This is a genomic window from Marinobacter sp. R17 (assembly GCF_003789045.1).
Classification (GTDB): Bacteria; Pseudomonadota; Gammaproteobacteria; order Pseudomonadales; family Oleiphilaceae; genus Marinobacter_A; species Marinobacter_A mangrovi.
Genome location: NZ_RHGZ01000020.1, coordinates 62,737 through 89,670, shown reverse-complemented (window position 1 = coordinate 89,670; position 26,934 = coordinate 62,737). Strand labels below are relative to the sequence as shown.

Below are 26,934 nucleotides of genomic sequence, written 5' to 3'. Positions count from 1 at the left end.
TACCAGCGTGCTGGAGGGGATGAACAATAAAATCAAGGTGATCAAGCGGATGGCGTACGGCTACCGGGATAACGACTACTTCTTCCTGAAAATCAAAGCCGCTTTTCCCGGTAAAGTGCGATGAACCACAAAAAACCCCGCTCTAGGCGGGGTTCTTTGTTTGATATGGCGCGGCTGGGAGGATTCGAACCTCCGACCGCCTGGTTCGTAGCCAGGTACTCTATCCAGCTGAGCTACAGCCGCGTAAAACTTGTGCTTGGCCTTTCCTTCGACCGCCTGGTTTGTAGCCAGGTACTTTATCCAGCCGGCCGGCGCTCCGGTGAGCTACAGCCGCGTAAAACTTGTTATCCAGTTTGGCAGTGACTGCCAGGGGAGGATTATTCGGGCCGTGGGCCCTCACCCCTTCGGGGCCGCCGTCGCCTTGCGTCGGCGTTCCTCAGCAAGCTCTGCTTGCTTCGGTCGAACCTCTTTCGGTTCGAATCCCATCTGATCTCTCGACACCAGGAACTTCGGGTTCACGAGACATCAGTATCGAATAAGTGGCGCGGCTGGGAGGATTCGAACCTCCGACCGCCTGGTTCGTAGCCAGGTACTCTATCCAGCTGAGCTACAGCCGCGCAATTGTTTTAGGTCGGACTTCCGACCACCTGGTTTAAAGCCAAGTACTTTATTCAGCCGGCCGGCGCTCCGGTGAGCTACAGCCGCGCATCTCGCTTCCACTTAATCGCTATCTTGCTAAGGATAGCCGTTCTCAAAATTCTCTCCGAAAGAAAATGGCGGAGAGGGAGGGATTCGAACCCTCGATACGCGCAATGCGTATGGCTCCTTAGCAGGGAGCTGGTTTCAGCCACTCACCCACCTCTCCTTGAGAACGCGGCGTATAGTACCATAATTTTTCTGTTTTCATAGGGTTGACACCACTTTTTTCGGGATGGATTTTCACGATTTCTTTTATCCCGGTTTTATAAGCCGATCAGCCCCTTACTATCGTTCAGTTATCAACCAGCAGGCACAAAAAACCCGCCGGTTTGAAGCGGCGGGTTTTATGGATTCAGATGTTCCCGGGCTCATGATCACTGTCCGGGTCCGTCTTTTCTTTCTGAATCCGCTGATAAATCTCTTCGCGGTGTACGGCCACCTCTTTCGGGGCGTTCACACCAATGCGCACCTGGTTCCCTTTAACACCCAGAACCGTGACGGTGACTTCATCACCGACCATCAGGGTCTCGCCTACGCGACGGGTTAGAATCAACATGTCCTTTACTCCTTATGTCCAGAGCTACCTGTTCCGACGATTAATAATTAATCAACTAACTTTATTTATAGTGGGGAGACGCAGCGTTCGTAACCCGCAATTATCCGTAAGGATAATCCCTGAGATGCCCGAAACGCTGAATCGTTCCCTTGTTGCACGAGGCCCGGACGGAGTGACATGACGCCCGTCATCCGTTGCGAAAGGCTTTAACAGGGCACGTTTACACCCTGCCTTCCTATGCCTCGTTTACCGGTCCTTGCAATTCAAAGGCACTGTGCAGTGCCCGAACAGCCAGTTCCAGATACTTCTCATCGATCACCACAGAGATCTTGATCTCGGATGTGGAAATCATCTCGATGTTAATGCCCTCGTTCGAGAGCGACTCGAACATCCGGGTAGCCACGCCCGCATGGGAGCGCATACCGACGCCCACAATACTGACCTTGGCAATGCGCCCATCACCGCTGACTTCACGGGCAGACAGCTCCGCAGCCACCTTATCCAATACCGCCCGCGCACGCTTGTAATCATTGCGGTGCACGGTGAAGGTGAAGTCGGTCCGGTTATCCGCGCCCACATTCTGGACAATCATGTCCACTTCGATGTTGGCGTCGCTGATTGGCTTCAATATACGTAGTGCACTGCCCGGTGTATCAGGTACGCCGGAAATCGTCAGTTTTGCTTCGTCCCGGTTAAACGCAATGCCGGATACCACCGGTTGTTCCATATCAGCCTCATCATCAAGCGTAATCAGGGTGCCCTCGCCTTCACCAAAGCTAGAGAGGACCCGCAGTGGCACATTGTACTTACCCGCAAATTCGACCGCCCGGATCTGCAGCACCTTGGAGCCCAGGCTGGCCATTTCGATCATTTCCTCGAAGGTGATCTTGTCCAGCCGACGGGCACCGTCGACGACACGCGGATCCGTGGTGTACACACCATCAACATCTGTATAGATCTGGCACTCATCAGCTTTCAGGGCGGCCGCCAGCGCAACCGCGGTGGTGTCCGAACCGCCGCGGCCGAGCGTGGTGATATTGCCGCGCTCGTCAACGCCCTGGAAACCGGCAACGACGACAACCCGGCCGGCATCGAGATCCCCGCGCATATTCTGCTCGTCGATCTGTTGAATGCGCGCTTTGGTGTGGGCGTTGTCCGTCAGGATACGAACTTGGGAGCCCGTGTAGGAACGGGCATCAACACCCCGCTTCTGCAACGCCATGGACAGCAGCGCGATCGTCACCTGCTCGCCGGTTGAGACCAGAACGTCCATCTCGCGCGGGGTCGGCTCGTCCATAATCTCGTTGGCCAGGCCAATCAGGCGATTGGTCTCACCACTCATTGCTGAAACAACCACTACCAGGTCGTGCCCGTCAGCACGGCCCCGTGCAACCCGGTCGGCCACGGCGTTGATACGCTCAATCGTGCCGACGGATGTACCGCCAAATTTCTGGACCAGAAGTGCCATCGTCGTCCTTATTTCCACCTGTCAGTCGGGTCTATCCCCAGCTCGCCACGCTGGCGCAGCGCGGCGATTATAAAGGGAGTTCCGGGCGCTGGATACCGTTTCAGCGCGTCGCCTCTTCAACCCATCCGCTCACCTGGGAAAGCGCATCCGGCAGTTTCGACGGATCCGTTCCACCACCCTGGGCCATATCCGGTCGGCCACCGCCTTTTCCGTCTACGGCCGCGGCCAGTTTCTTCATGATGTCGCCGGCACGGACACGAGCAGTCGCGTCCTTGGTCACACCGGCCACCAGGGTGACCTTGCCATCATCGACAGCAGCCAGGACCACGACGCCAGAGCCCAGCTTGTTCTTGAGCTGATCCGCCGTATCCATCAACGCCTTACGGTCGGCACCCGGCAATTCGGAGGCCACGACTTTCAGGCCATTTACCTCGATAGCGGATCCAGCGAGGTCGGCCCCGGCCGAGCTGGCCAGCTTGGCTTTCAGCTGCTCCAGCTCTTTCTCCAGTTGGCGATTCCGGTCCAGAGTGGCTTCCACCTTTTCGATCACGCTGTCACGCGTACCACGGACCAGACCGGCCACCTGACGCAAACGTGATTCGGTATCGTCCATCCAGGCCAGCGCGCCCTTACCGGTGACCGCTTCGATACGACGGACACCAGAGGAAATGCCGCTTTCCGAGGTAATGCGGAAGGCACCGATGTCACCAGTCCGGGAGACGTGTGTGCCCCCACACAACTCCACCGAGTAGCGGTCACGCCCCATGGTCAGGACGCGGACTTCATCGCCATATTTCTCACCAAACAGAGCCATGGCGCCCTTCTCCTTGGCGTCTTCCATGTCGGTGACTTCCACACCAACCGGTTCGTTGGCGAGGATCTCGTCATTGACCAGCGCTTCGATGTCCTTCAACTGCTCCGGCGTCACCGGCTCGAAATGGGAGAAGTCGAAACGCAGACGGTCGGCTTCCACCAGGGAGCCTTTCTGGGTGACGTGATCGCCCAGGATCTTGCGCAACGCCGCGTGCAACAGGTGCGTCGCGGAATGGTTCAGGGCGATGGCCTGGCGGCGGGCGTGGTCGATGCGCGCATCCACTTCCAGCCCCGGAAACAGCTCGCCCTCAATGACGGTGCCGATGTGCAGGTGATTGGCACCGTCTTTCTTGGTATCCGTCACCTGGAAGCGGCCACCACTCCAGGTCAGCAGACCGGTGTCCCCCACCTGGCCACCGGACTCGGCGTAAAACGGTGTCCGCTCCAGTACGACGACGGCCTCGTCACCCGTCTCCGCGTTCGCTTCCTCGCCATTCACCAGCACGGTGCGGATCGTTTCGTGGCCATCGATCTTTTCGTAGCCGGTAAATTCGGTACTGCCACCCAGCCCGGCCGTCGCGTTGTAGTCGATACCGAACTTGGACGCGGCGCGAGCACGCTCACGCTGGGCTTCCATCGCTTTTTCGTAGCCGTCGTAATCCAGCGTCAGACCGCGTTCGCGGGCGATGTCGTTGGTCAGGTCGACCGGGAATCCAAAGGTGTCGTACAGGGTAAAAATGGTTTCGCCGGGAATCTGGGTGCCCTTGAGCTCAGCGATGTCCTGCTCCAGCAACCGCAGGCCTTTATCCAGCGTGCGGGCAAACTGCTCTTCTTCCTGCTGGAGGACTTTCTCGATCTGCGCCTGGGTGCGCACCAACTCGGGATAAGCGTTGCCCATCAGCTCAACCAGAGCCGCCGTCAACTTGTAGAAGAACGGTTCGCGGGCGCCCAGCTTGTTGCCGTGGCGGGCCGCGCGACGGATGATCCGGCGCAGCACAAAACCGCGGCCTTCGTTGGACGGCATGACGCCGTCGGCAATCAGGAACGCGCAGGAACGGATATGGTCGGCGACCACCCGCAGTGACGCCTCCTCGGTATCAACACCGCCGAGGATGTCGGAGGCCGCTTTCAGGAGGTCCTGAAACAGATCGATTTCATAGTTGCTGTGCACGCCCTGCAGCACCGCCGCAATCCGCTCCAGCCCCATGCCGGTATCCACCGACGGCTTGGGCAGCGGCTGCATCTCGCCGTCCGCCGTGCGGTTGAACTGCATGAAGACCACGTTCCAGATCTCGATGAAACGATCGCCATCCTCCTCCGGAGAACCGGGCGGACCACCGGCGATGTCGGGACCGTGGTCGTAAAAAATTTCGGTGCAGGGACCGCAGGGACCGGTATCGCCCATCTGCCAGAAGTTATCTGAAGCGTACTGCGCGCCCTTGTTGTCACCGATACGGATAATCCGGTCGGCCGGCACGCCCATGCCGTTGTGCCAGAGGTCGTAGGCTTCTTCGTCCGAGGCGTAGACGGTCACCAACAGCTTGTCCTTGGGCAACCCCAACCACTCATCCCCGGTCAGGAAGGTCCAGGCAAACTCAATGGCTTCTTTCTTGAAGTAGTCCCCGAAGCTGAAGTTGCCCAGCATCTCGAAGAACGTGTGATGTCGAGCGGTGTAACCGACATTCTCCAGGTCGTTGTGCTTGCCGCCGGCGCGAACGCAGCGCTGGGAGCTGGTGGCCCGGGTGTAGTCGCGTTTTTCACGGCCCAGGAATACATCCTTGAACTGGTTCATCCCCGCATTGGTGAACAGCAGGGTCGGATCGTCATGGGGAACCAGTGAGCTGCTGGGTACGATTTCGTGCCCCCGCTGCTGGAAATATTCCAGAAATGTCTGGCGCAATACTGCGGTTTTCATAGCCGTGTCCTGATCGCCTCGTCAGAAATTCAATTCAAAAAGTGAGTCGAGCCACAGGATTGGGGACCTTGCCCAATCCGGCACAATCGCCAAGGATAAGGGCGCTACTCTAGCACAGCCACCAGGGGTAAAAAACGAGAAACGCCGCCCAGTAGGCGGCGCTCACGGCATTTCCGGCAATTTGACGGGTAGGTAGAGGCTCAGTCGTTAATCAGAGGCTCCCTGACTGTCTTGGTCCGTCTCGTTTCCGGTGGGTTCGAGCGCGCCGATAATGGTCTTCCAGAAGTCCGTCATAAGGCCGGCATTGTCGGATTCAAGCGCATCGGGGCGGCTTTCCTGCAAATCGGATATCATACGGTCCATTAAACTTTCCAATGAACCGGAGTCGAGGCCCTGCCTGGTGGCATTGTCGGCCAGTGACTGGACATCCTGCGCCAACCCCGCCAACGGCCGCAACTGGCTGTTGGTCGACGGTTCGCCCGACACCGCCTCATACGCCGACGCTCGCACGGTGCGCACAGAGGACAGGTTCAGACTGAAGCTGGCCAGCTCTTCGCCATCCAGACCCAGCTGGCCTGCCGCCGAGAACGCCGACTGCACGTCCCCGTCGAAGAATTGACCCGCGACCTGCTGGACATCCTTGAACAGAGCGGTCAGTGCCTGGCGTTCGCCGTCATCCAGCTCGCCTTGCACCGAAAACTGGTATCGCCCGGCGAACAGACTGGCGCTGGCACTTTCGCTGGATGCACCACCATTGCCCTGCTCGGTTCGACTGCTGGCGCCAGCGTAGCGGGCTTCATCCATAGCCACCGTGACGATATCGCCATCGGCGGTACGCACCTGGAACGACAACTGATTGCGCGACGACGCCTCGACGCTGTAACCGGAAACCGAAGAGGTTTCGCCAGCGCCTCCGTCACCCAGGTAGCGTTGCTGCAGATCATCGAGTCCGCCCTGGATCCGGGAAAAGCTGTCATCGATATCGGCAGACAAGTCATCGTTCATCATGCCCAGGGCCTCGATCTGGTCCCGGGCCTCGGAGAAGCCCTGGCTGACGCCTTTTCGCGCCTGCTCCAGAAGACCGGACAAACGTTCGCTGTCAGCCCCGTTGCGAGCTTCCTGCTCCAGGCGATTCTGCACAAACCCAAGGACGCGACTGGCGACATCCGACGCACTGGGCGGCTCAAACGCATCCGCGGCTGATTTCGACACCTGCGCGCCGCCCTGACCCAGCCCCTGCTGCAGTCGCTGTTCAAGCCGGGCACGCAACACGCCTATGGCGTCATCCGCAGAGCGAATCTGCCCCTGCCCCTCTGCGGCCTGGCCGTCAGCTGGCCTACCCCGTGCCGATGAGGCGTTGGAAGAGCGTTCCGAATGATTTCGGTAGTTGGCGTCGGAGCCGGGGATGGAAACCGGGGAAACCATGGCGCAGACCTCTCCTGTTGGACACAGCCACGACAGTGGCTGACATGATGACTGTTATGACGGCCGACCGGCCACAATCTTTAGGAATGTTTCGATATACTGGGACCGTATTTCAGGCCCCGCCTGAATATCCCAATCGCCCATGCGCAACGGAGCTGTCAATGCCCCAGCCTTTTCATCCTGCCGATGAGCTGCTGCCACCCGCCACGTTCATCAAACGCCTGTTGGCGATGATTTACGACGGACTGATCTGTATCGCGGTGCTGATTGTCACGACGTGGATCTACACCATGTTGGCGGCCTGGATCATCGGGTTCGAGCAGTACAAGGCGCTGGCCGCGTCGGGAAAGCTGTCGCCCGATCCACTGCTGACGTCGGTCCTGTTTGTCGTGCTGTTTGTGTTCTTTGGCTATTTCTGGACGAAGTCGGGGCAGACGCTGGGAATGCAGGTCTGGCGGATACGGATCGAAAACTCGGACGGGACACCTATTCGCTGGTACCAGGCGCTACTGCGCTACCTGATCGGCTGGGTCAGCTGGCTGGCCGGCGGATTGGGCTATGTGTGGATGCTCTGGGACAGTGAAAAACGATCTTGGACCGATCGCATTTCCGAGAGCCACGTGGTCCGGGTGCCCAAGGCTCCCTAACCCGCTCGCCGCATGAGGACGGCGCCGACAATGGCACTCAGCACGATGGGTGCGGCAATGGCAATCACCGGGCTGAAGCCGAAGACTACGCTCATCGGCCCCAGCAGATCCTGCATGTACTTGAAGATCAGCCCCACGATAATCCCCGTAAAGACCCGGAACCCCATGGTGACCGAGCGCAATGGCCCAAAGACGAAGGAAATCGCCACCAGCACCAGAACCGCAATAGCGACAGGCCCGAGTACTTTTTTCCAGAAGGCCAGCCAGTAGTTGGTAGAACTCAGGCCCTGGTCGTCCAGATACGAGCCATAGGTATACAGGCCGCTGATGGACAGGTTCTCCGGCTTAACGATCAGGACACTGAGCACCGACGGCGACAGTTGCGAATCCCAACGCATGCGATCAGAGGTCTTACGAATAGTGCCCTGCCTGGACAGTTCCGTCGTGATGACCCGCTCAAGTCTCCAGTGGTCCTTCTGATAAGTCGCCTTGCGAGCAAAGGTGGCGCTGGTCAGTTCGCGTTTGTCGTTAAAGTGGAACAGCGAAATACCCGCCAGAATGCCATCCGGCTGCACCACGTTGACATGGATAAAGGTATTACCTTCCCGGTGCCAGAGCCCTTCGGAAGAGGCGACATTACTCTCACCACCGCGAGCAATTTCACGCTGACTCTGGGCAATTTTCTCAAAATGCGGCGCCACGAACTCACCCAGAATCAGTCCAATCACCACGACGACGATCGTTGGCTTCATGGCCGACCAGACGATGCGACGAATCGACACCCCTGCCGCCCGGATGACAACCAGCTCCGAAGTACTCGCCAGACTGCCTAACCCGATCAGGCAGCCCATAAAAGCGCCCAGGGGCAGATAGTCGTATATACGACGCGGCAGCGTCATAAAGATATAGGCGAGTGCCTGCAGCGTTTGGTAGTTTTTCTCGACATTATCCAGCTCGTGGATAAACGCGAAGATCAGGTCCAGCGACAGCACCACCAGCATAACCAGCAGCGTCGCCCCACCGACGGTCTTGATGATGTAACGGTCAAGCTTCTGCATGAGTCCGCCCTTCCTTGACCAGTCGCCGCTTACGTACCCATGCCGTCCCGAATTGCAGCCAGAGCCCGACAGCCAGGAACAATACGTGCACCCAGGTCAATCCCAACCATTCAGGCACCTGCTGTTTGGCCAACGCATCCCGCGCCACGATTAGCAGTCCCAGATAGGTGATGTAGATCATCATGGCCGGCAGCAGATGGAAGAAGCGCCCCTGCCGGGGATTTACGCGGCTCAGCCGGACCGCCAGCAGAGTCACTACCGGTACAATGAGCGGCAGCGACAAACGCCAGTGGAATAGCGCCCGCATTTCCGGATCATCGGATCGCATCAGCGACAGGGTCGGAATAGCGTCCTCATCCGTCCGCTCGCTGACCGAATCCGGCCCCTGAATCTTCAAGCCATAGGCGTCGAAGTGCGTGACTTTGTAATCCAGGTCACCGGGACGCCCTTCATAGCGCTGTCCATCCTCAAGGACGAGAAATCGGCTGCCGGTGTCCGGATCGACAAATTGGGAACCTGCATCCGCGGTCGTCATGGAAAGCCCGGAACCATCCTTCTTGAACTCGGCGATGAAAACCCCAAGCAATTTCTGCTTGTCGTCGCTCAAACCTTCAACGTAGGTCACGCGATCGCCCGAAGAGAGACTCTGGAACCGGCCGGGCGACAGGAGCTCAAATTCCGTCGCTTTCTTCTGCTGATTGATGATGTCCTGAACTTTCTGCATCCCCCATGGCGAGAGGTACAGACTCATCGAACCGACTACAATCATCACCACAAGACTGGCCACCATCGTCTGCGCCAACACCTGACGATCGCTGACCCCGCAGGCAAACAGCACGGTCATCTCACTTTCCAGATACATCCGCCCATAAGCCAACAGGATGCCGATAAACAGGCCCAGCGGCAGGATCAGTTCCAGGAAACCCGGAAAACGGTAGGCCATGATGGTAAACAGCACGTCGCCGGCAATTTTTCCCGCGGCGGCATCAGCCAGATACTTGATGAAGCGGCCACTCATGAATACGAGCAGCAGAACCCCGGTTACCGCCAGCATGCTGACAAGGACCTGACGGGTCAGATAGCGGAAGATGATGTACAAAATGTCCCTTCCCAAACAGACGGATGGTGGATCGTCCACAGACCGCCGCTATTCTATTGAACCTTGCCGGTGAATGACAGGTACCTGAGGCCGGATAAGTCCATCATAGCCAACAACATTCGGCTTAACGTACACTTGGGTCACTCACCGCAGACGCCGGCTACGGCCGGATGTCCCGGCTCCGGGCCTCCACGTTGCCCGGACCACCGATACGGAATCAATCAACGGAGCTGCCATGAAATACACGCTGAACAGCAAGTCCCTGACCGATATCAAAGCCGATTGCCTGGTCGTGTCCGTCCCCGAGAAAGGCGACTGGCCAGCCTCCACATCCGCGGCCGATGCCGCTCTCAACGGCATGCTCAAGGATTTGCAGAAAAACGGTGATATCTCTGGCAAGGCGGGCAGCAGCCTCATGCTCCCGCTGGCGGATCAACCCTGGAAACGCCTGCTTATTGTCGGCAGTGGCAGCGAATCCCCCCAGCAGCCGGCGGCTTTCCGCAAGATGCTGAACGGCGCCATTGGGCGACTGAAAGACAGCCCGACCAAACACGCCCTGATCGCACTGGCCGATAATGAGGTGAAAGACCGCGACGAAGCCTGGAAGGTGTCGTTGATCGCACGGGTGACCGAAGAACAGCAGTACAGCTTCGGCGGTTTCAAGAGCAAAGCCGCACCCAAGCCACCCCTGGACAAGATGACCGTCGCCGCCTCGGCCAACGACAAGACGCTGAAAGCCGCCCTGGTCACCGGTGAAGCGGTCGGTCACGGCATGAGCTTTACCCGCGACCTGGGCAACACGCCCCCCAACGTCTGCCATCCGACCTGGCTGGCCGAACAGGCCCAGGCCCTCGCCAAAGAGCACGACGTTATCAAGACCGAAGTGCTGGATGAGAAGCAGATGAAGAAGCTGGGCATGAACAGCCTGCTCTCCGTGTCCGCAGGCAGCGCCCAGCCGGCCAAGCTGATCATTATGGAATACCGCGGTGGCAAGGCGAAGGACAAACCGCACGTCCTCGTAGGCAAAGGCATCACGTTCGATACCGGCGGCATCAGCCTGAAACCGGGCGAGGCAATGGACGAGATGAAGTACGACATGTGCGGCGCCGCCAGCGTGTTCGGTGCCATGCGCGCCATCGCCGAAATCAAGCCGGCTATCAATGTTGTGGGTATTGTGGCGTCTGCCGAGAACATGCCTGGCGGCAGCGCGACACGCCCGGGGGATATCGTCACCTCCATGTCCGGCCAGACCATCGAGATCCTGAATACCGATGCCGAAGGTCGCCTGGTGCTTTGTGATGCCCTCACCTACGCCGGCAAATACGAGCCGGAAACCGTGGTTGACATCGCCACACTCACCGGTGCCTGCATTATCGCCCTGGGCAAGGAGGCATCCGGCCTGTTCAGTAATAATGAGGAAGTGGCCGACCGCCTGCTGACGTCGGGTCAGAAGACCTGTGACCGCGCCTGGCAGCTGCCGATCTGGGACGAGTATCAGGCGCAGCTGGACAGCAACTTCGCGGACATGCAGAACATTGGCGGTCGCCCGGCCGGATCGATCACGGCGGCGTGTTTCCTGTCCCGCTTCACCAAGGACTACAACTGGGCCCACCTGGATATCGCCGGCACGGCCTGGCTTTCCGGCAAGGAGAAAGGGGCGACCGGCCGGCCGGTTCCGCTGCTGGTGGACTACCTGCTGTCCTATGTCAACTGATGCCGCAAGCCGGTCGGAAGGCCGGCACTGGTTCTACCTGCTGCCGCAGGATACCGAGTCGGCGCGCCTGCTCCACGCGGCGCGCCTCACGGAAAAAGCCTGGACCCAGGGGGACCGCGTCTGCCTGGTCTGCAATCCCGGTGAGCAGATGCAGGCGCTGGATAACCTGCTCTGGCAATACAGCCCGGAGAGCTTCCTGCCGCACCGGCAACTGACCGAAGCCCACGACGCCTGCCCCGAACGGGTCGGGCTGCTGGCCGGTCACCCGGCGCCGGCCGATTGGGACACCGTCATCGTACTCGGCGACACCCTGCCCACCGACGCCGATCGCTTTCGCCGACTGGCCCTGATCGCCAGCAGCGATCCCAAGATTCTGAGTCGCGCGCGCTCACATTTCCGTCAGCTTCGTGAGCTGGGTATCGAACCGCGCGTTCACGATGCCAGAAAGGGTGCCCAACGGGCCTGACAACCTCTGACAACCTATGCATTGCCGCGCCAACACGGTTCGCCCGCGACTGGCACGCCATGTATAATCACCTGCCTCAACTTAATTGATGGAATCCCGAAACCATCCGATACCGGCATCGGCACTCTGCTTGCCTGCCAGACGGACTGCTTTCCCGGGATTCCCAACCATTTTCAACCCGGTACGAAGCAGAAATCTCCATGGAAAAGACTTACCAGCCCGAGAATATTGAGCGTCAGTGGTACCAGACCTGGGAACAGAACGGCTACTTCCGCCCCCGCGGCGAAGGCGACCCATTCTGCATCATGATCCCACCGCCCAATGTCACCGGCAGTCTGCACATGGGGCACGCGTTCCAGCACACCATCATGGACACCCTCACCCGCTTCCGCCGCATGCAGGGCCGCAACGCCCTCTGGCAGGTCGGTTCCGACCATGCAGGCATCGCCACACAGATGGTCGTCGAGCGCAAGCTGGCCAATGAAGAAGGCAAAACCCGTCACGACCTGGGCCGGGAAGCGTTCATCGACCGGATCTGGGACTGGAAGCAGGAGTCCGGCGGCACCATCACCCGCCAGATGCGCCGGCTGGGTAACTCCGTGGACTGGGACCACGAACGCTTCACCATGGACGACGGCTTCTACCGGGCCGTGCAGGAAGTGTTCATCCGCTTGTATGACGAAGGTCTGATCTACCGCGGCAAGCGCCTGGTCAACTGGGACCCGAAATTGCACACCGCCATTTCCGATCTGGAAGTGGAGAACAAGGAAGAAAAGGGCCACTTCTGGCACCTGCGCTATCCGCTCGCAAATGGCGAAACCACCCAGGATGGCAAAGATTATCTGGTGGTGGCCACAACCCGGCCTGAAACCATGCTGGGCGATACCGCCGTCGCCGTTCACCCCACGGATGAGCGCTACCAGCACCTGATTGGCAAGACCATCCTGCTGCCGCTGGTGAACCGCGAAATTCCCATCGTGGCGGACGAGCACGCCGATCCGGAGAAAGGCTCCGGCTGCGTCAAGATCACCCCGGCCCATGACTTCAATGACTACGCCGTCGGCAAGCGCCACAAGCTGCCGATGATCAATGTCATGACCCAGGACGCGAACATTCGCAGCGAAGCCGAAACTTTCGACAGCGACGGCACGCCGAACGCGGACATCGATGGCACCCTCCCCGCGGCCTATGCCGGCCTCACCCGGGAAGACGCCCGCAAACAGATCGTGGCCGATATGGAGGCCGCCGGCCTGCTGCACCAAGTGGAAGACCACGTGCTGAGCGTGCCCCGTGGTGACCGTTCCGGCCTGATCATCGAGCCGATGCTGACCGACCAGTGGTTCGCCGACGCCAAGACCCTGGCCAAGCCCGCCATCGAAGCCGTCGAAGACGGTCGCATCGAATTCGTGCCCAAGAATTACGAGAACATGTACTTCTCCTGGATGCGCGACATCCAGGACTGGTGCATCTCCCGCCAGCTGTGGTGGGGTCATCGCATTCCGGCGTGGTATGACGCCGAAGGCAACATATACGTCGGTCGCGACGAAGCATCGGTCCGCGAGAAATACGACCTGGCCACCGATCTCAAGCTGGAACAGGACGCGGACGTCCTCGACACCTGGTTCAGCTCGGCGCTGTGGACCTTCGGCACCCTGGGCTGGCCGGAAGAAACCGAGCGACTGGCCACCTTCCACCCCACGGACGTGCTGGTCACCGGCTTCGACATCATTTTCTTCTGGGTCGCCCGGATGATCATGATGACCATGCATTTCATGAAGGACGAAAACGGCAACCCGCAGGTGCCGTTCAAGACCGTGTACGTCACCGGCCTGATCCGCGACGAACAGGGCAATAAGATGTCCAAGTCCAAGGGCAACGTGCTGGACCCGCTGGACATGATGGATGGCATCTCCCTGGACGACCTGCTGGAGAAGCGCACCGGCAACCTGATGCAACCGCAACTGGCGCAGAAGATCGCCAAGCGCACCCAGAAGGAGTTCCCGGAAGGTATCAGCGCCCACGGTACGGACGCCCTGCGCTTCACCCTCACCTCCCTGGCCACCACCGGCCGGGACATCAACTGGGACATGAAGCGCCTGGAAGGCTATCGCAACTTCTGCAACAAGCTCTGGAACGCCGCTCGCTACGTGCTGATGAACACCGAGGGCGAGGACTGCGGCGCCAATGAGGAGCCGGTGGAACTGTCCCTGGCCGATCGCTGGATCATTAGTGCCCTGCAGCGCTGCGAGAAGGAAGTAACGCGTCACTTCGACCAGTACCGCTTCGACCTGGCGGCTTATGCCATCTATGAATTCATCTGGAACGAATACTGCGACTGGTACCTGGAGCTGTCCAAACCGGTCCTGACAGACGAGAACGCGTCGGCCGAAGCCAAGCGCGGTACCCGTCGCACGCTGGTTCGTGTGCTGGAAGCCGTGTTGCGCCTGGCGCACCCGATCATCCCGTTCATTACCGAGGAAATCTGGCAGCGCGTCGCACCGCTGGCTGGCAAGGCCGGCGACTCGATCATGTTGCAACCTTACCCGGCGGCCGAGGAAGGCAAGATCGACGCGGGCGCCGAGACCGACATCGAATGGCTCAAGGGCGCCATCGTGGCCGTACGCAACATCCGTGGCGAGATGAACATCTCCCCGGCCAAGCAGATTCCGGTGTTGATGCGTGGCCCCGAGTCCGACCGCGAACGACTGGAGAAAAACCGCAGCTTCCTGGTGTCCCTGGCCAAACTGGAAAGCCTGCACTGGCTGGGTGACGAGGAAGCGCCGATGGCCGCCACCCAGCTGGTTGGTGAGATGGAAGTGCTTGTACCGATGGCCGGCCTGATCGACAAGGCCGCCGAACTGGACCGCCTGGACAAGGAGCTGGAGCGGATCAGCAAGGAGATCAAGCGCCTCGAAGGCAAGCTGGGCAATGACAACTTCACGGCCAAGGCGCCGGCCGAGGTGGTCGAGAAGGAAAAGGCCAAGCTGGCCGATGCCCAGAGCAGCCTGACCCGCCTGCAGGACCAGCGTGGCAAGATCGAGGCCATGTAATATAGGTGCCGCACCGATGACCGCAAAGGAACGCTCCCCGATCCTGATCATCGGTGCCGGTGCCATGGGCCGGCTCTGGGCCGGCCATCTTTCCCGCCACGCGTCGGTTCGATTGGCCACGCGCGCCGTCACCGACGCGACCCTGCGATACACGCTGGTTCATGTCGGAGGCGATTCGGAACTCATCGACATTGGCCCCTCAGGTGACGCCAGTCCCGGTTGCGTGCTGGTCATGACCAAGGCGCCCGATGCCGAACCGGCCCTGGCTGCCGTTTCCAGCCACATTCCGCCCGACGTTCCCATTACCCTCTTCCAGAATGGCATGGGCAGCCAGCAAGCCATCGCCAGGCGATTTGCGCAACGCCCGGTGTTTGCCGCATCGACCACCGAAGGCGCCTACATCGATGACGACGGCCGCGTTCTCCATGCCGGCCGTGGCACCACGTGGCTGGGTCCGTTGACGATCAGCGCGCACGCCCTGATCAATACGACCATGGCCACGCTGCGCCTGAGCGGACTGGATGTTCAGAGCGATCCCGATATCGAAGGCCGGCTCTGGCAGAAACTCGCCATCAATGCCGGTATCAATCCCTTTACAGCCGTTCTCGACTGCGCCAATGGAGAGATTCTGGGCCATCCCTATTTCGAAGAACGCATCGGGGACGTCTGCCGGGAAGTGGCGGCGCTGATGCGGGCGTCGGGGCGCCCTGTCGAAGCCGCGACGCTGGAAGCACAAGTCCGCGACGTGGCGCGTCGCACGGCCGCCAACAGTTCGTCCATGCGACAGGACGTGCGCGTCGGCCGACACACCGAGATCGATATGATGAATGGCTTTGTGGTGCAGGCCTCAGTCATCCATGGCCTTGATGCGCCCGTAAATCGTGAACTCACAGACGCCGTGACACACCTGAAACAGGACTGAATCATGGGATACCGACTTTCCAAGATCTACACCCGCACCGGCGACGACGGCTCCACCGGCCTGGCCGACGGCAGCCGGATCGCCAAGAATGCCCAGCGCGTCGACGCCATGGGCACCGTCGATGAGCTGAACTGCCAGATTGGCGTCCTCATCGAATACCTCGATAACGAACCGGAACTGGCTGAGTTGATGCGGAAAATCCAGCATCACCTGTTTGACCTGGGCGGCGAATTCGCCATTCCCGGCAGTCACGTCATCGGCGACGGCCACATCGACTGGCTGGAAAGCACGCTGGATCAGTGGAATGAGGATCTGCCGCCGCTGAAGAACTTCATCCTGCCCGGCGGGCGCCGGGATGCGGCTCACTGTCACCTGGCCCGGGCCATCTGCCGGCGCGGCGAGCGAGTGGTGGTGGCGCTGGGCCACGAGGACTCCATCAACGAATCGTCCCGCCGTTACCTGAACCGGCTGTCGGATCTGCTGTTCGTGATTGCGCGGGTGCTGGCGCGGCGGGATGGCGGAGAGGAAGTGCTTTGGTCGCCGACGCCGCCGGCCGGCAAAAATTGAGCGTTTGACGCAACGCAGCGCAACATGACTGTAAGGCCGCCCACATGGTGAGCGGCCTTTTTCGTTACACGCGGAAAGACGCCACCAGACGCCGCAGTTCGGCGGTGACATCCGACATTTCACGGGAGGCAGCCAGCGTCTCGTCGGCATTACCCGCCGTCGCATGCCCCAGCTCGGTAATTTGCTCGACGTTGGTGTTGATGTTCTTGGCCACCGCAGACTGCTCTTCCGAGGCCTGCGCAATCTGGTGGCTCATGTCCACGATGGTGGAAATGCCCGCCAGGATTTTCTCCAATGCCTCGGTCACTTCTGAGGATTTCTCGACGGTGGCGTCTGTGACCTCATGGCTGTTGGTCATCGCTTTCACCGCCGCTTTCACGCCGCCTTGCAAACGACCAATCATTTCCTCGATGTCTTCCGTCGACTTATGCGTGCGCTGGGACAGCGAGCGAACCTCGTCCGCAACCACCGCAAACCCGCGGCCCTGCTCGCCGGCGCGCGCAGCCTCGATGGCGGCATTCAGTGCCAGCAGGTTGGTCTGCTCGGCAATCGCCTTGATCTCCACCAGCACCTGACTGATGCTGTCGCTGTCTTCGCTGACCCGGTTGATGGTATCCACCGCGCCACGAATTTCGTTAGCCAGCCGGTGAATGGTGTCCACGGTTTCGGTGACAACCTGTCGGCCCTGCTCGGCATCTTTCTCAGCGGACCCGGCGGAATCCGAGGCGCGCTGGGCGCTTTCCGCCACTTCCTGTACCGTATCCACCATCTGGTGCATGGCGTCCGAAATCTGCTCGGTCTCTGACATCTGACGCTCAACCGCCTCGCTGTTGGCCGACGCACTGTCGTTCACCCGTGTTGCCTGGGTATCGACGTCACCGGTGGTTCGACTGACCGAGCGGATCAAATCGGCCATTTTCGAAGTCATGTTGTTGAACTCGTCGGTCAGCGCCCCAAGCTCGTCGCGATTGGCCAGCTCGATGCGGACCGTCATATCGCCATCCGCCACCTGCCGCGCGGCTTTACCAAAGCGGGAAATCGCCTTCTTAACGGAAACGAAGAACCCCAGGTAGAGATACACCACAATCAGCAGCACAATCCCCAGCACCAGGAAAATCACCATTCGCTGGTTGGTTTCTCGGTTCAGGCGCTCCGCCAGATTATCGTCCACCACCTGGAAAATCTGGTCCATCAGCTCAAAGTTCGGCGCGATCAGCGGCGATATCAACTTGTCGAAATCCTGCCAGGACATCTCCAGTCGATAAGGGGTAATGACGTTGGCGTCCAGCGCGTCACGCACCTTGATCACGTTCTGCACAACCGCATCCGCCAGATCCGACTGCTGACTCAAAGCTTGCGAGGAACCCTGCGCCACCTCGAATTCCGACTTCAGACGGCTGTGCAGTGTCGTCAGGTTGTCGAAGACGCCGTTCATGACATCCGCCATCGCGTAGCCTACGGTGCCCTGGTCCAGACTGAACATACCGAAGGCTCGGGCTATCCCCTCACGACTGGCGGCGTCGTGCAGCGATGTGGTCGCCAGTTGCAACAGCATCTGGTTCTCGGCCTGCGGATCGTTAGCCAGGCCGGACAGTTTGAGTGTCGATTCCAGCAGGGCCCGCGCCTTCTGCACGAATTCCTGGTAATAGGTCACCTGGGGATCGATGTTGCTCTGGAAGATGTCTTCGCTGCGCAACTTCTTCCAGGCGTTGTCCAGAGCCTCGACCTGGGCCTTCCAGCCGCCCGCCGAATCAAAGGAGGCCTGGGTCTCGATCAGACTGGACAGCTGCGCGTCGATAACGTCCGCCGCCTCATTACTGCGGGACAGGAAGGCATCGTCGTTCTTCATCTTGCCAACGGCGCGGAAATCCCGGTAATCGTAGGCGGCCTGAATCAGCCGATTCACCTGCCGGACCTGAACAAGGCCCTGGGCTTCGTGGCTGATGCCTTCGATGGATCGGTTGAGCTGGCTCACCAGCAGGTAGGACAAGCCCCCGATCGGAAGCAGGAATAGCACGCTGATCAAGCCGAACTTGTAAATCATCGGCAGCCGGTTCATCAGCGCGACAGCAGGATACAGAAGCTGGTTCACTCAACCCCCTCAAACATGTGGTGCTCGTGTTAATTCATTGTTTTTATGTTGAATGGCGTCGCCCAATACAGGGGCAGCGCCGCAGCGCCATCGTCTCCGCCCGACGGCGAGATCAGAGCATCCCTACTTATATTGTCGTCAACATGCTAAAAATCTTGAATTTATTTTTGTTCCGACAATGTTAAACCAGATCAAATTCCTGGCTTCAACGTGTAATAAGCGGCGGGAAGAATACGGAAATTGCTCCGGAAAATCACGTAAAGAGTCCCATGATTGCCAGCAGCGCAAGCCCGCAGATCCAGACAAACATGCTGCGGTTCAGCAAATCCCGGACGGCGCGCAGACTTCGTTCGCCGTAATCCGGCCACTCGTCGGGATGACTCTCAGCAAACCGTTGCGGATCCAGCGAATAACTGGACAGCGCCCCGTTGGCACTCTCGAAGAGCAGTTCTGAGGCGTTCAGGCGGGTGTGATGCAGCAACCGTTTACGCGCGCCGCCCATCCAGCCGGCCAAATCGCCAGCAATGCCAAACGTGATGCTCAGCAGCCGCGCAGGCACCCAGGCCAGCAGATACACCAGGCGGGAAAAGGGTTCTCGGCCAGCGGGGTGTGGCCAGTGATCGCGCAGCGCCACCGACAGCCGCGCACCGATGGCGCCGGCCGGACCCAGCAGCACGTACCAGAAGATCACCAGGAAATAGTGTTCGAAAATCACCTGGATAAAGCGCTTGGACAGCAGCACATGCAGTTCACGGGGTTCACTGGCCAACCCCCGCGCTTCGGCCGGCAGCAGATGATTGACGTGATACCAGGCCGCCGACGCATCGCCTCGACGCCAGGCCTCGCCATAGGCCCGTAGCGGGTTGCGCCAGCCGGGAACGCCCAGCATGGCGATCAGCACCACCAGGTCCAGCGGCCACGTCAGGATCCAGAGACTGCCGCGGCTCAACCAGACATCAAGCGCGCCGACCAGAACGACGGCACCCAACAGAATGCCAAACCCGGCGGTCGGGCGACCTTCGCGCCCGGCCTCAGCGCCGGAAAGCCGGGCCAGTCGCTGACGAAAGCGGGCATCCAGCCCCTCGTCGACCGATCCATCCAGCAGGCGGCGGACGACGTAGGCGAGCAGCAGGATCAGGAACCCCATCAGACCTCCCCCTGCCCGCGCGCATCCTCAACCAACGCGAAAAAATGCGGCCAGTCGAAGGCGGGTCCCGGATCGGTCTTGCGCCCCGGTGCAATGTCGCAGTGGCCTGTCAGTCGATCGAGTGTCACAGCGGGCCAGCGTTGCATGATGGCCTGGGTCAGTCGCGCCAGAGCCCGATACTGGGCTGCTTCGTAAGGCACGTCGTCGGTCCCCTCCAGCTCGATCCCGATGCCGAAGTCGTTGCACTCTTCCTCACCGTTGAAGGAGGAACGACCGGCATGCCAGGCCCGGTCCAGGAAGGAGACGAACTGCACGCATTCGCCATCGCGACGGATCAAGGCATGGGCAGAGACCTGTAAATCCCGGATTTCCTGAAAGTATGGATGGGCGTCGGGATCGAGACGGTTGCAGAAAAATCGTTCAATGGCATCGCCACCGAACTGCCCTGGAGGCAGGCTGATGTTGTGCACCACAAGCAGGGAGATAGCGGCGCCTTCCGGACGGGGTCCAAAATTGGGCGACCGGCAATGACGGGCCTGACGAAGCCAGCCGGCCTCGTCGATGTCGTAAGATGGGTCTCGGGATTGAGAGTTCAAAATGCTTCCACCGCTACCGCGTTACGGGACCTGAAAGTGGTCAGCAATTCTACGGTGATTGAAGCACAAAGCAACGTGCCAGGCCAAAAAGCCACCCGCACGCTGGCCCGATTCAGTCGCGACGGCTGTGACGCAGATTGTCGATGATCGATTCCAGGGCCCGGTCGAAGATCAGGCCATCATCGAGCATGGACACCTCGCCGGTCGACAGGGCCTTGGCCACGTCGGCCTGCGCGTACTCGGCCACCTTGGCGCCGTTGCGGTTGACGAAGATGTATTTGCCGGTCGCCTTGATGACAGCGGCCAGCTTGCAGCGAAGTTTCTGGCCCTCGGACTGCAATTCTACCCAGGAGCCCACCCGCAGTTTCTGCGCCATTTCCAGCCAACGGCTATCGACGCCGTCTTCTTGAGACACCGGGGCGCTATCCGTTTCAATCGATTCCGGCGCCCGGGGCGGTTCTACTACCTCTGCACCGGGCTCAACCGGCTTGGCGGGTTGCGGCTGGCTGAATTCGGCCACCGCACTGGCCAGCGCTGCATCGTCCGGCGTTTCCGCCGCCTCAACGGGCTCCGGAGCAGCCTGGCGAGCTTCGGGCGCCTGCACGGCCAACTGTTGCAGCGTGTCCACGTGAGCCAGTTCCAGGTCGCGCATCATGGCGTCACTGGCAAACGGGTCCCAGGAGATGGAATGCAGTCCCTTCCGCAGACTGTCGACAATCGACGGGATCCGCCGCAACAGCTCGCTGCGCGTCTCGTCGGTCACTTCCTGCGGATCGACACTCCAGACCAGTTCCCCGGCCAGCGCAACCGATTGCTTCCAGGCGTCGCTGGCCTCCCCTTCCCTCAGGTACAGGAACTGCAGCACCTTGGACCAGGGTTCATCCAGAATCGATTCCACCACTGGCGGCAGGTTGCGACCGTTTCGCAGTGGCTCAAGGACCTCGCTCGCGGCCTCACGCGCCCGCTCCTGGCGGGCACGGCCTTCCTCGGCATCACGCAGTCGTTGTTCAACCAGCTCCCGGCGGCGGCGATCCAGGTCCATGAAATGGCTGAATTCCGTCAGCAGTTCGCCAAAAATGTCGACGTTATCAGTGAAGTCACTGATCAAACGATCCACCACCGACTCGATTTTCTCCCGCAACGGATCGCGCTGGCCGGCCGGTTTCTCGTTCCAGCCGATGCCCGCCATGGCCAGCTCGTTCAGCAGTTTCCGCGCCGGATGGCCGCCCCGGTTGAAGAAGCTGCGATCCAGCAGCGCCACCTTGAGAATGGGGATCTGCAAGCGCCCAATGACGTTCTTCATCGGCAGCGGCAGCTGGCGGTCTTCCAGGATGAAATCGAACAACATGGTGACCAGGTTCACGACATCCGCGTCCACCTGGTTGAGAGCCCCCATACTCTGGTTATGCCCCGCGAGCATGGTCTCCACCTGGCGCGTCAGGTTGCCGCCTGCGATGTCCGATTCGACAAAATGGTGGTCCGCGTTCAGCACATCAGACTGGCTCTGCAATTGGGCAAGCCGGCGCATCAGCTCAACCGTATCGATGCCCCCACGCTGCTGCCCGCCAGCCGAACTTGAGGCACTCCCCTGTCCGCCCTGGGTGTGCAGCAGGGCGGACAGTTCCGAGAACGTCGGCTGAGCCGCGCTGTCCTGATCAACCGGCGTATAGACGTCGTCGGCGGGCGCTGACGTGGAAGGCGGTACCGGACGTCGCGCCACCGGCTGCCGGGGCTCGGCACGCCCACCAATCGGCGGGCGCTTCATATCGGGCAGGACACCGTCTTTTACCAGCAGCGTGTTGGCGTCCCGGTAGAGGCGATCGAGACGGTCGATGAACAGCTTGTCGAAGAGTTTGAGCACCACCAGCTTGGCCCGGATATCGATATCCAGGTCATTGCAGGCCTCCTGCAGACCACCGCAGATCACTTCGGGACTCAGCGGCATCTGGCGGTCGGCCAGATTGGCCTTGGGAATCAGGTGAGCGATGCGGGTCGCCAGCATCCGGATGGAGTCGGCGTAGCGATTGCGGAGCTTGTTCACCAGGTTGTCGATGGCCACCTGCTGCTCGTGGTCGCCGTGATCCACCAGACTGAGGCTGTCCTGATCGATTTCCGTAAGATCGCCGGAGCGGGACTGGGGATCGAACGTGCCGATATCGTTAAAGGCCCGGGCCACCCATTGCAGAATCGACAACGACATAGCTTTGCGGCGCAGGCGCAGTTCGCGCATAGCGTCGAAGTAGGCCGTCTGATCCTGGTTGGTGCCCGCCTTGTCGGCGAGGTTGAACAGGGCATCGTCGGCGCTATCGAAAAACTCGCCCAGCTCCTTGCGCAGCGACTGGCCGGAATAGTCCCGCAAACGAATCAGCGCGGACGGCAGCGAAAAGCTTCCCTCGCGCACCCCCCCATGCAGGCTGACTACCCGGTTGTCATTGGTCATTACAGCGCCCCCGACAGTGGACCAGAGGGTTTCCGCTTTTTAAACAGGCGGCTATTCCACTCTGATGCCTCTGCGCACAGCCTGAATGGCCGCGCGCAATTTCACATTAGTTTACATCCATAATGGCATCATAGGCGGTTTCCACGTCACCTTGTGTCAGGTTTTGTCACCGTTTGTGTTCCGCGGAACTGGATCACACTTTATTTTCCGTTTTCTTTTCAAATCAATGTGTTAAAAATTCAACGACGGCGCCGTACAAACACGGTAGTGACGGCACACGTCACCCGGGTATCACATCCAGACGGACAACGCTTGGCGACCGCAATGCCAGCCAGTAAACTCCCTGCCGGACCTCACGTCCACGACCCGCCAATCCACGCAAGCACTGGAGCCATCCCCTGCCATGACTGCGATTTCCCCGGACCAACTGAAACTGTCACGCGCACAGACCGTAGCCCTGAGCTTGCAGGAGGATGTCGGGACCGGCGACATTACCGCCATGCTGATTCCTGAAGAGCGGCGCGCATCGGCCCGGGTCATTACCCGCGAATCCGCTGTCGTTGCTGGTGTCGATTGGGTCGACGAGGTGTTCCGGCAGGTCGATCCGGCGCTGATCGTCACCTGGTCCTGCGGCGATGGTGACCGCGTCGCGACCGACGCCACCCTGTTTACCGTGGAAGGCCCGGCCCGCAGTATCCTGACGGCAGAACGCTGCGCCCTGAACTGGCTGCAGACGCTCTCCGGCGTCGCCACCCGTTGTCGCGATTATGCCGACCGGGTGGCTCACACCGCCGTAAAGCTGCTCGATACCCGCAAGACGCTGCCCGGCCTGCGGTTGGCCCAGAAATACGCAGTCACCTGCGGCGGCTGCCACAATCATCGGGTTGGCCTGTACGACGCTTTCCTGATCAAGGAAAACCACATCGCTGCCTGCGGCTCTATTGGCAATGCGATCGAAACCGCCCATCGCGTCGCACCCGGCAAGCCGGTCGAGGTGGAAACGGAGAACCTGGCGGAATTCCGGGAAGCCCTGGCCGCCGGGGCCGACATCATCATGCTCGATGAGTTCTCGCTGGAGGATATGCGCACAGCCGTCAGCGAAAATTCAGGACGTGCCCAAATTGAAGCCTCCGGCGGCATCAACGAATCGACACTGATTCCTGTCGCTGAGACGGGAGTGGACTATATTTCACTGGGAACGCTGACCAAGGATGTCAAAGCCGTGGACCTGTCGATGCGCCTGTCCATGTAGGACAGGACGGCGTGACCGGCGGACACGACACGTCGTCTGACACGACTGCGAATTTACAGATGGTAACCGTAACCGGGTATGCCGTACGAAAATTCGGAGTAAGCTATTTAATGTGTCAAACAATTGTTAAACGTATGACAGTGATGGGTATCCCGGCCGCCAGGGAAACACAGGCGAGCCGACCGACTGAATTCAGACCCAGGGAAACAGGGCTTCATAACAGACCAGGGAAGGGTTTTATTTGAACGCACCATTCCAGTCACTCGATTCATGGAAGGCGGTGCTTGTCCCCATTCTGATCGCAGCCGTGATCGCCGCTCTGGCCGGCGTCAGCATCCAGCTGCCTTCGAGGGTCTACCCCGCATCCATTATCTGGCTACCGTCAGGCCTTGCCCTGGCACTGCTAATCCTGAGGGGCCGTGAAGCGGTCCTGCCGATATTGGGCGGCCTGTTTGCCGCAGGACTGCTGTACGTCTACCAGGCCCCGGCCGGCACCCCGGATCCGCTGACAACCTTTCTGGCGGTGCTGCTCTCCTATCTGATTGCGCCCTTCGCGGCCTACTGGGTCTTTCGGCAAGCGGCCAGTCACCGCAATCCTCTATCGGACTACCTCGGCTTCCTCTGGTTCCTCGGCGCGGTCACCCTGGGCTCACTGGGTGCGGCACTCCCCATCACCTATCTCGCGTCGCTGTACCTGACCGAGGGACAGACACCGCTGAACGAAGTCCTGCTCTTCAGCTGGTTCGCGCACAGTCTGGGCTGCCTCACCGTAACCCCGCTGATTCTCAGCCTGGTTCGCGAACCCATGGTGTCGCGCCTGTTCCAGCGCCCCTTGGAGTGGATTCTCTGGCTGGGCGGTCTGGGATTCATCCTGGGGATGACGCAGCACAACGTGATGCAGGCGTTGTTCCTGTTGTTGCCCCTGATGACGTGGGCTGCCACCCGCTTTTCCGTCAGCGGCAGTATGCTGGCGATTACCACCTCAACATACGCGGCACTGGCCTGCGTATTCCTGCGGGGCGATGCGGACATCAGTCTGGGCATGGGCGCCCTGCTGAGCGAAACGCTGATCATCACGATCACCGGCACCTCTTGCTACGTCCGGGTGCTGCTGGCCGACCGTGAGCGGGTAGAGAACAGCCTGGAAACCACCGTCGAGGAGCGCACGCGGGAACTGCAGATCACCAACTTCGAGCTGAAAGATGAAATTTTCATCCGCGAACAGGCGGAAAAATCGTTCCGACGGTCATCGCGGCATTTCCGCGCCTTATTCGAAAACACCAGCAACCCGATCATCGTGGTGGATGAAAAAACGCTGATACGTCAGTGGAACAGTGCCGCCGAAGCCCTGTTTGGTTACAGCCGGGACGAGGCACTGGACCGCAACCTGCTGGACGCGTTCATTCCGCCGGAACAACGCGACGAACTGGCCTGGAAGATGACGAAAGTCCAGAACACCGGCCTGACCCGCGACCAGATCGAAACCCAGGTCAACAGCTTTGACGGCACCAGCCACACGCTGCTGTGGAACATCAACCGGCTGCAGGAGGAGGATGACGACGCCCCCGCGCACATCATCCTGATCGGCCAGGATATTTCGGAGATTCGCGAAACCCAGAACCAGCTGCACTACCTGGCCCATTATGACGTGCTGACCAACACCGCCAACCGCCGGCTGTTCGAGGATCGCTGTCGTCAGGCGATCACCAGCTCACTTCGACACGGTCATTACTGTGCCCTCATTGCCCTGGATGTGGACCACTTCAAGCGCATCAACGACACCCTGGGCCACGATGCCGGCGACGAATTGCTGCAGGAGCTGGCGCGCCGCCTGCAACACAACGTGCGCCAGGAAGACACCATTGCCCGACTGGGTGGCGACGAATTCGCCATCCTGCTGAATCAGGTCAACGGAGCGGAAGGCTGCGAAAAAGTGGCTCGCGGCATCCTCGCGGCCATTACGGAGCCAGTCCGCGTGCCCAGCGGTGAGTTGATCATCACATCCAGCATCGGCATTACGCTGGCGCCCGTCGATGGCACCACCTACGAAGATTTGCTGAAAAACGCGGACATGGCGATGTACCGGGCGAAGAAAGCCGGCCGCAATAACATCCAGTTCTTCAGCCACGACATGAACACGGAAATGCAGCGGCAGATGGACCTGGAACGGGAGCTGCGGGAAGCCATCCGCAGCGGCCAGCTTGACCTGCATTACCAGCCCATCATTAACGTTCGGGATGGCAGAGTCGTCGCCCTGGAAGCACTGTTACGCTGGAATCACCCCAGCCGGGGACTGCTGACGCCTCAGGACTTCCTCGACGTGGCGGAACAGACCGGTCAATTGCAGCAGCTGGGCGAATGGGTCTGTCACAACGCCTGTCTGCAGGCCCGCGCCATCCAGGCCATGAGCCCGGCGCCGGTAACGGTCAACATCAACCTGTCGTCGCGGCAGTACAACCACCCGCAACTGGCCACGCGCCTGCAACGGATCATCGACGAAACCAATCTCGATCCTCATTTGCTGGCACTGGAAATCGATGAGCGGGTCCTCAGTGATCGGCTGGACGAAACCGCTCGCACGCTGGATCGCCTCAAGAAACTGGGCATTGGACTGGTTCTTGATCGCTTTGGCAGCGGGTTGTCGTCCCTGCGTCTGTTGCGTGACTTGCCGTTCGATCAGGTCAAGATCGACCAGGATCTGCTGCAGCAGGCCCCGCATGAGGAAAACACCGCGGCCATCGTCCATACCCTGATCAACCTGGCCCGTCAGCTGTCCCTGACGGTGGCGGCGGCCGGGGTGGAGACTGCCGAAGAAGACGCCTTCCTGCGCGGTGCCGGCTGCCACCTGCTCCAGGGCCACCGGTTCTGCCCAGCGCTGCCCAGTTCCGGGCTCGGCGAATTGTTCGACGAGGTGCGCAAGGGCCGCAAATTGCTGCCGGAAGATCAGTTCTCCCTGCCACTGCGACATAACCCGTCCGGCAACAATCACCACTGACCTGAAAGGCGTG

Annotated in this window: 19 protein-coding genes and 3 tRNA genes; 9 read left to right on the top strand and 13 right to left on the bottom strand. The window is 60.2% G+C overall.

Annotation, left to right across the window (positions count from 1 at the left end; all coding sequences use genetic code 11):
- Nucleotides 1-124: transposase (locus EB809_RS14580; protein WP_148079180.1), on the top strand; the 124-nt coding region annotated here is incomplete at its 5' end.
- Nucleotides 125-166: 42 nt separating this feature from the next.
- Here the strand turns inward: EB809_RS14580 and EB809_RS14575 are convergent.
- The 7 genes from EB809_RS14575 to EB809_RS14545 all read right to left on the bottom strand — a co-directional run bounded on the left by EB809_RS14575 (nucleotide 167) and on the right by EB809_RS14545 (nucleotide 6,876).
- Nucleotides 167-243, bottom strand: a tRNA-Arg gene (locus tag EB809_RS14575).
- A gap of 297 nt (nucleotides 244-540) precedes the next feature.
- Nucleotides 541-617, bottom strand: a tRNA-Arg gene (locus EB809_RS14570).
- A gap of 157 nt (nucleotides 618-774) precedes the next feature.
- Nucleotides 775-865: transfer RNA gene (locus EB809_RS14565), tRNA-Ser, on the bottom strand.
- A 186-nt stretch (nucleotides 866-1,051) separates the two neighbouring features.
- On the bottom strand, nucleotides 1,052-1,255 hold the full coding sequence (gene csrA, locus EB809_RS14560) for a carbon storage regulator CsrA (RefSeq protein ID WP_123635558.1): 204 nt from the start codon (nucleotides 1,253-1,255) through the stop codon (nucleotides 1,052-1,054).
- 235 nt (nucleotides 1,256-1,490) lie between these two features.
- A complete protein-coding gene (locus tag EB809_RS14555) occupies nucleotides 1,491-2,723 on the bottom strand; it encodes an aspartate kinase (protein ID WP_123635557.1) in 1,233 nt (410 codons plus the stop codon).
- Nucleotides 2,724-2,823: 100 nt separating this feature from the next.
- Nucleotides 2,824-5,451 carry an alanine--tRNA ligase gene (alaS, locus tag EB809_RS14550; protein ID WP_123635556.1) on the bottom strand — a complete coding sequence of 876 codons (2,628 nt, stop codon included), beginning with the start codon at nucleotides 5,449-5,451 and terminating at the stop codon, nucleotides 2,824-2,826.
- A gap of 207 nt (nucleotides 5,452-5,658) precedes the next feature.
- Nucleotides 5,659-6,876 (bottom strand): DUF5610 domain-containing protein, encoded by a 1,218-nt coding sequence (locus tag EB809_RS14545; protein ID WP_123635555.1) that lies wholly within the window; start codon nucleotides 6,874-6,876, stop codon nucleotides 5,659-5,661.
- Nucleotides 6,877-7,037: 161 nt separating this feature from the next.
- On the opposite strand from EB809_RS14545, the gene EB809_RS14540 reads away from it, so the two are divergent.
- On the top strand, nucleotides 7,038-7,523 hold the full coding sequence (locus EB809_RS14540; RefSeq protein WP_123635554.1) for an RDD family protein: 486 nt from the start codon (nucleotides 7,038-7,040) through the stop codon (nucleotides 7,521-7,523).
- On the opposite strand, the gene lptG is transcribed toward EB809_RS14540, so the two are convergent.
- Nucleotides 7,520-8,581 (bottom strand): LPS export ABC transporter permease LptG, encoded by a 1,062-nt coding sequence (gene lptG / locus EB809_RS14535; RefSeq protein ID WP_123635553.1) that lies wholly within the window; start codon nucleotides 8,579-8,581, stop codon nucleotides 7,520-7,522. The two genes, EB809_RS14540 and lptG, sit on opposite strands and share 4 nt — an antisense overlap.
- The gene (gene lptF / locus EB809_RS14530) at nucleotides 8,568-9,680 is read right to left on the bottom strand and encodes an LPS export ABC transporter permease LptF (protein ID WP_123635552.1); all 1,113 of its coding nucleotides are present in this window, start codon (nucleotides 9,678-9,680) and stop codon (nucleotides 8,568-8,570) included. Before lptF ends, lptG begins: the two co-directional genes overlap by 14 nt.
- 235 nt (nucleotides 9,681-9,915) lie before the next feature.
- Here lptF and EB809_RS14525 point away from each other — a divergent pair, with 235 nt between their 5' ends.
- From EB809_RS14525 to EB809_RS14505, 5 genes are all read left to right on the top strand, one after another.
- A complete protein-coding gene (locus tag EB809_RS14525; RefSeq protein ID WP_123635551.1) occupies nucleotides 9,916-11,394 on the top strand; it encodes a leucyl aminopeptidase in 1,479 nt (492 codons plus the stop codon).
- Nucleotides 11,384-11,860: a DNA polymerase III subunit chi gene (locus EB809_RS14520; protein ID WP_123635550.1), complete on the top strand. Its 477-nt coding sequence runs from the start codon at nucleotides 11,384-11,386 to the stop codon at nucleotides 11,858-11,860. Before EB809_RS14525 ends, EB809_RS14520 begins: the two co-directional genes overlap by 11 nt.
- Before the next feature lie 200 nt (nucleotides 11,861-12,060).
- Nucleotides 12,061-14,910, top strand: coding sequence for a valine--tRNA ligase (locus tag EB809_RS14515; RefSeq protein WP_123635549.1), 2,850 nt, complete (start codon nucleotides 12,061-12,063; stop codon nucleotides 14,908-14,910).
- A gap of 16 nt (nucleotides 14,911-14,926) precedes the next feature.
- A complete protein-coding gene (locus EB809_RS14510) occupies nucleotides 14,927-15,832 on the top strand; it encodes a ketopantoate reductase family protein (RefSeq protein ID WP_123635548.1) in 906 nt (301 codons plus the stop codon).
- Between the two features lie 3 nt (nucleotides 15,833-15,835).
- Nucleotides 15,836-16,399, top strand: a complete 564-nt coding sequence (locus EB809_RS14505) for a cob(I)yrinic acid a,c-diamide adenosyltransferase (protein ID WP_123635547.1) — start codon at nucleotides 15,836-15,838, stop codon at nucleotides 16,397-16,399.
- A gap of 64 nt (nucleotides 16,400-16,463) precedes the next feature.
- On the opposite strand, the gene EB809_RS14500 is transcribed toward EB809_RS14505, so the two are convergent.
- The 4 genes from EB809_RS14500 to EB809_RS14485 form a co-directional block, all read right to left on the bottom strand.
- Nucleotides 16,464-18,491, bottom strand: coding sequence for a methyl-accepting chemotaxis protein (locus tag EB809_RS14500; RefSeq protein WP_123635546.1), 2,028 nt, complete (start codon nucleotides 18,489-18,491; stop codon nucleotides 16,464-16,466).
- A 253-nt stretch (nucleotides 18,492-18,744) separates the two neighbouring features.
- Nucleotides 18,745-19,638 (bottom strand): regulatory signaling modulator protein AmpE, encoded by an 894-nt coding sequence (gene ampE, locus EB809_RS14495; RefSeq protein ID WP_123635545.1) that lies wholly within the window; start codon nucleotides 19,636-19,638, stop codon nucleotides 18,745-18,747.
- Nucleotides 19,638-20,201 (bottom strand): 1,6-anhydro-N-acetylmuramyl-L-alanine amidase AmpD, encoded by a 564-nt coding sequence (gene ampD, locus EB809_RS14490; protein ID WP_223807979.1) that lies wholly within the window; start codon nucleotides 20,199-20,201, stop codon nucleotides 19,638-19,640. The genes ampE and ampD overlap by 1 nt, the downstream gene beginning before the upstream one ends.
- 145 nt (nucleotides 20,202-20,346) lie before the next feature.
- Nucleotides 20,347-22,674 (bottom strand): DUF1631 domain-containing protein, encoded by a 2,328-nt coding sequence (locus EB809_RS14485; protein WP_123635543.1) that lies wholly within the window; start codon nucleotides 22,672-22,674, stop codon nucleotides 20,347-20,349.
- 403 nt (nucleotides 22,675-23,077) lie between these two features.
- Between EB809_RS14485 and nadC the strand changes: the two genes are divergently transcribed.
- The gene (gene nadC, locus EB809_RS14480; RefSeq protein WP_123635542.1) at nucleotides 23,078-23,926 is read left to right on the top strand and encodes a carboxylating nicotinate-nucleotide diphosphorylase; all 849 of its coding nucleotides are present in this window, start codon (nucleotides 23,078-23,080) and stop codon (nucleotides 23,924-23,926) included.
- A gap of 280 nt (nucleotides 23,927-24,206) precedes the next feature.
- On the top strand, nucleotides 24,207-26,921 hold the full coding sequence (locus tag EB809_RS14475; RefSeq protein ID WP_190294918.1) for an EAL domain-containing protein: 2,715 nt from the start codon (nucleotides 24,207-24,209) through the stop codon (nucleotides 26,919-26,921).
- Nucleotides 26,922-26,934: the final 13 nt, after the last annotated feature.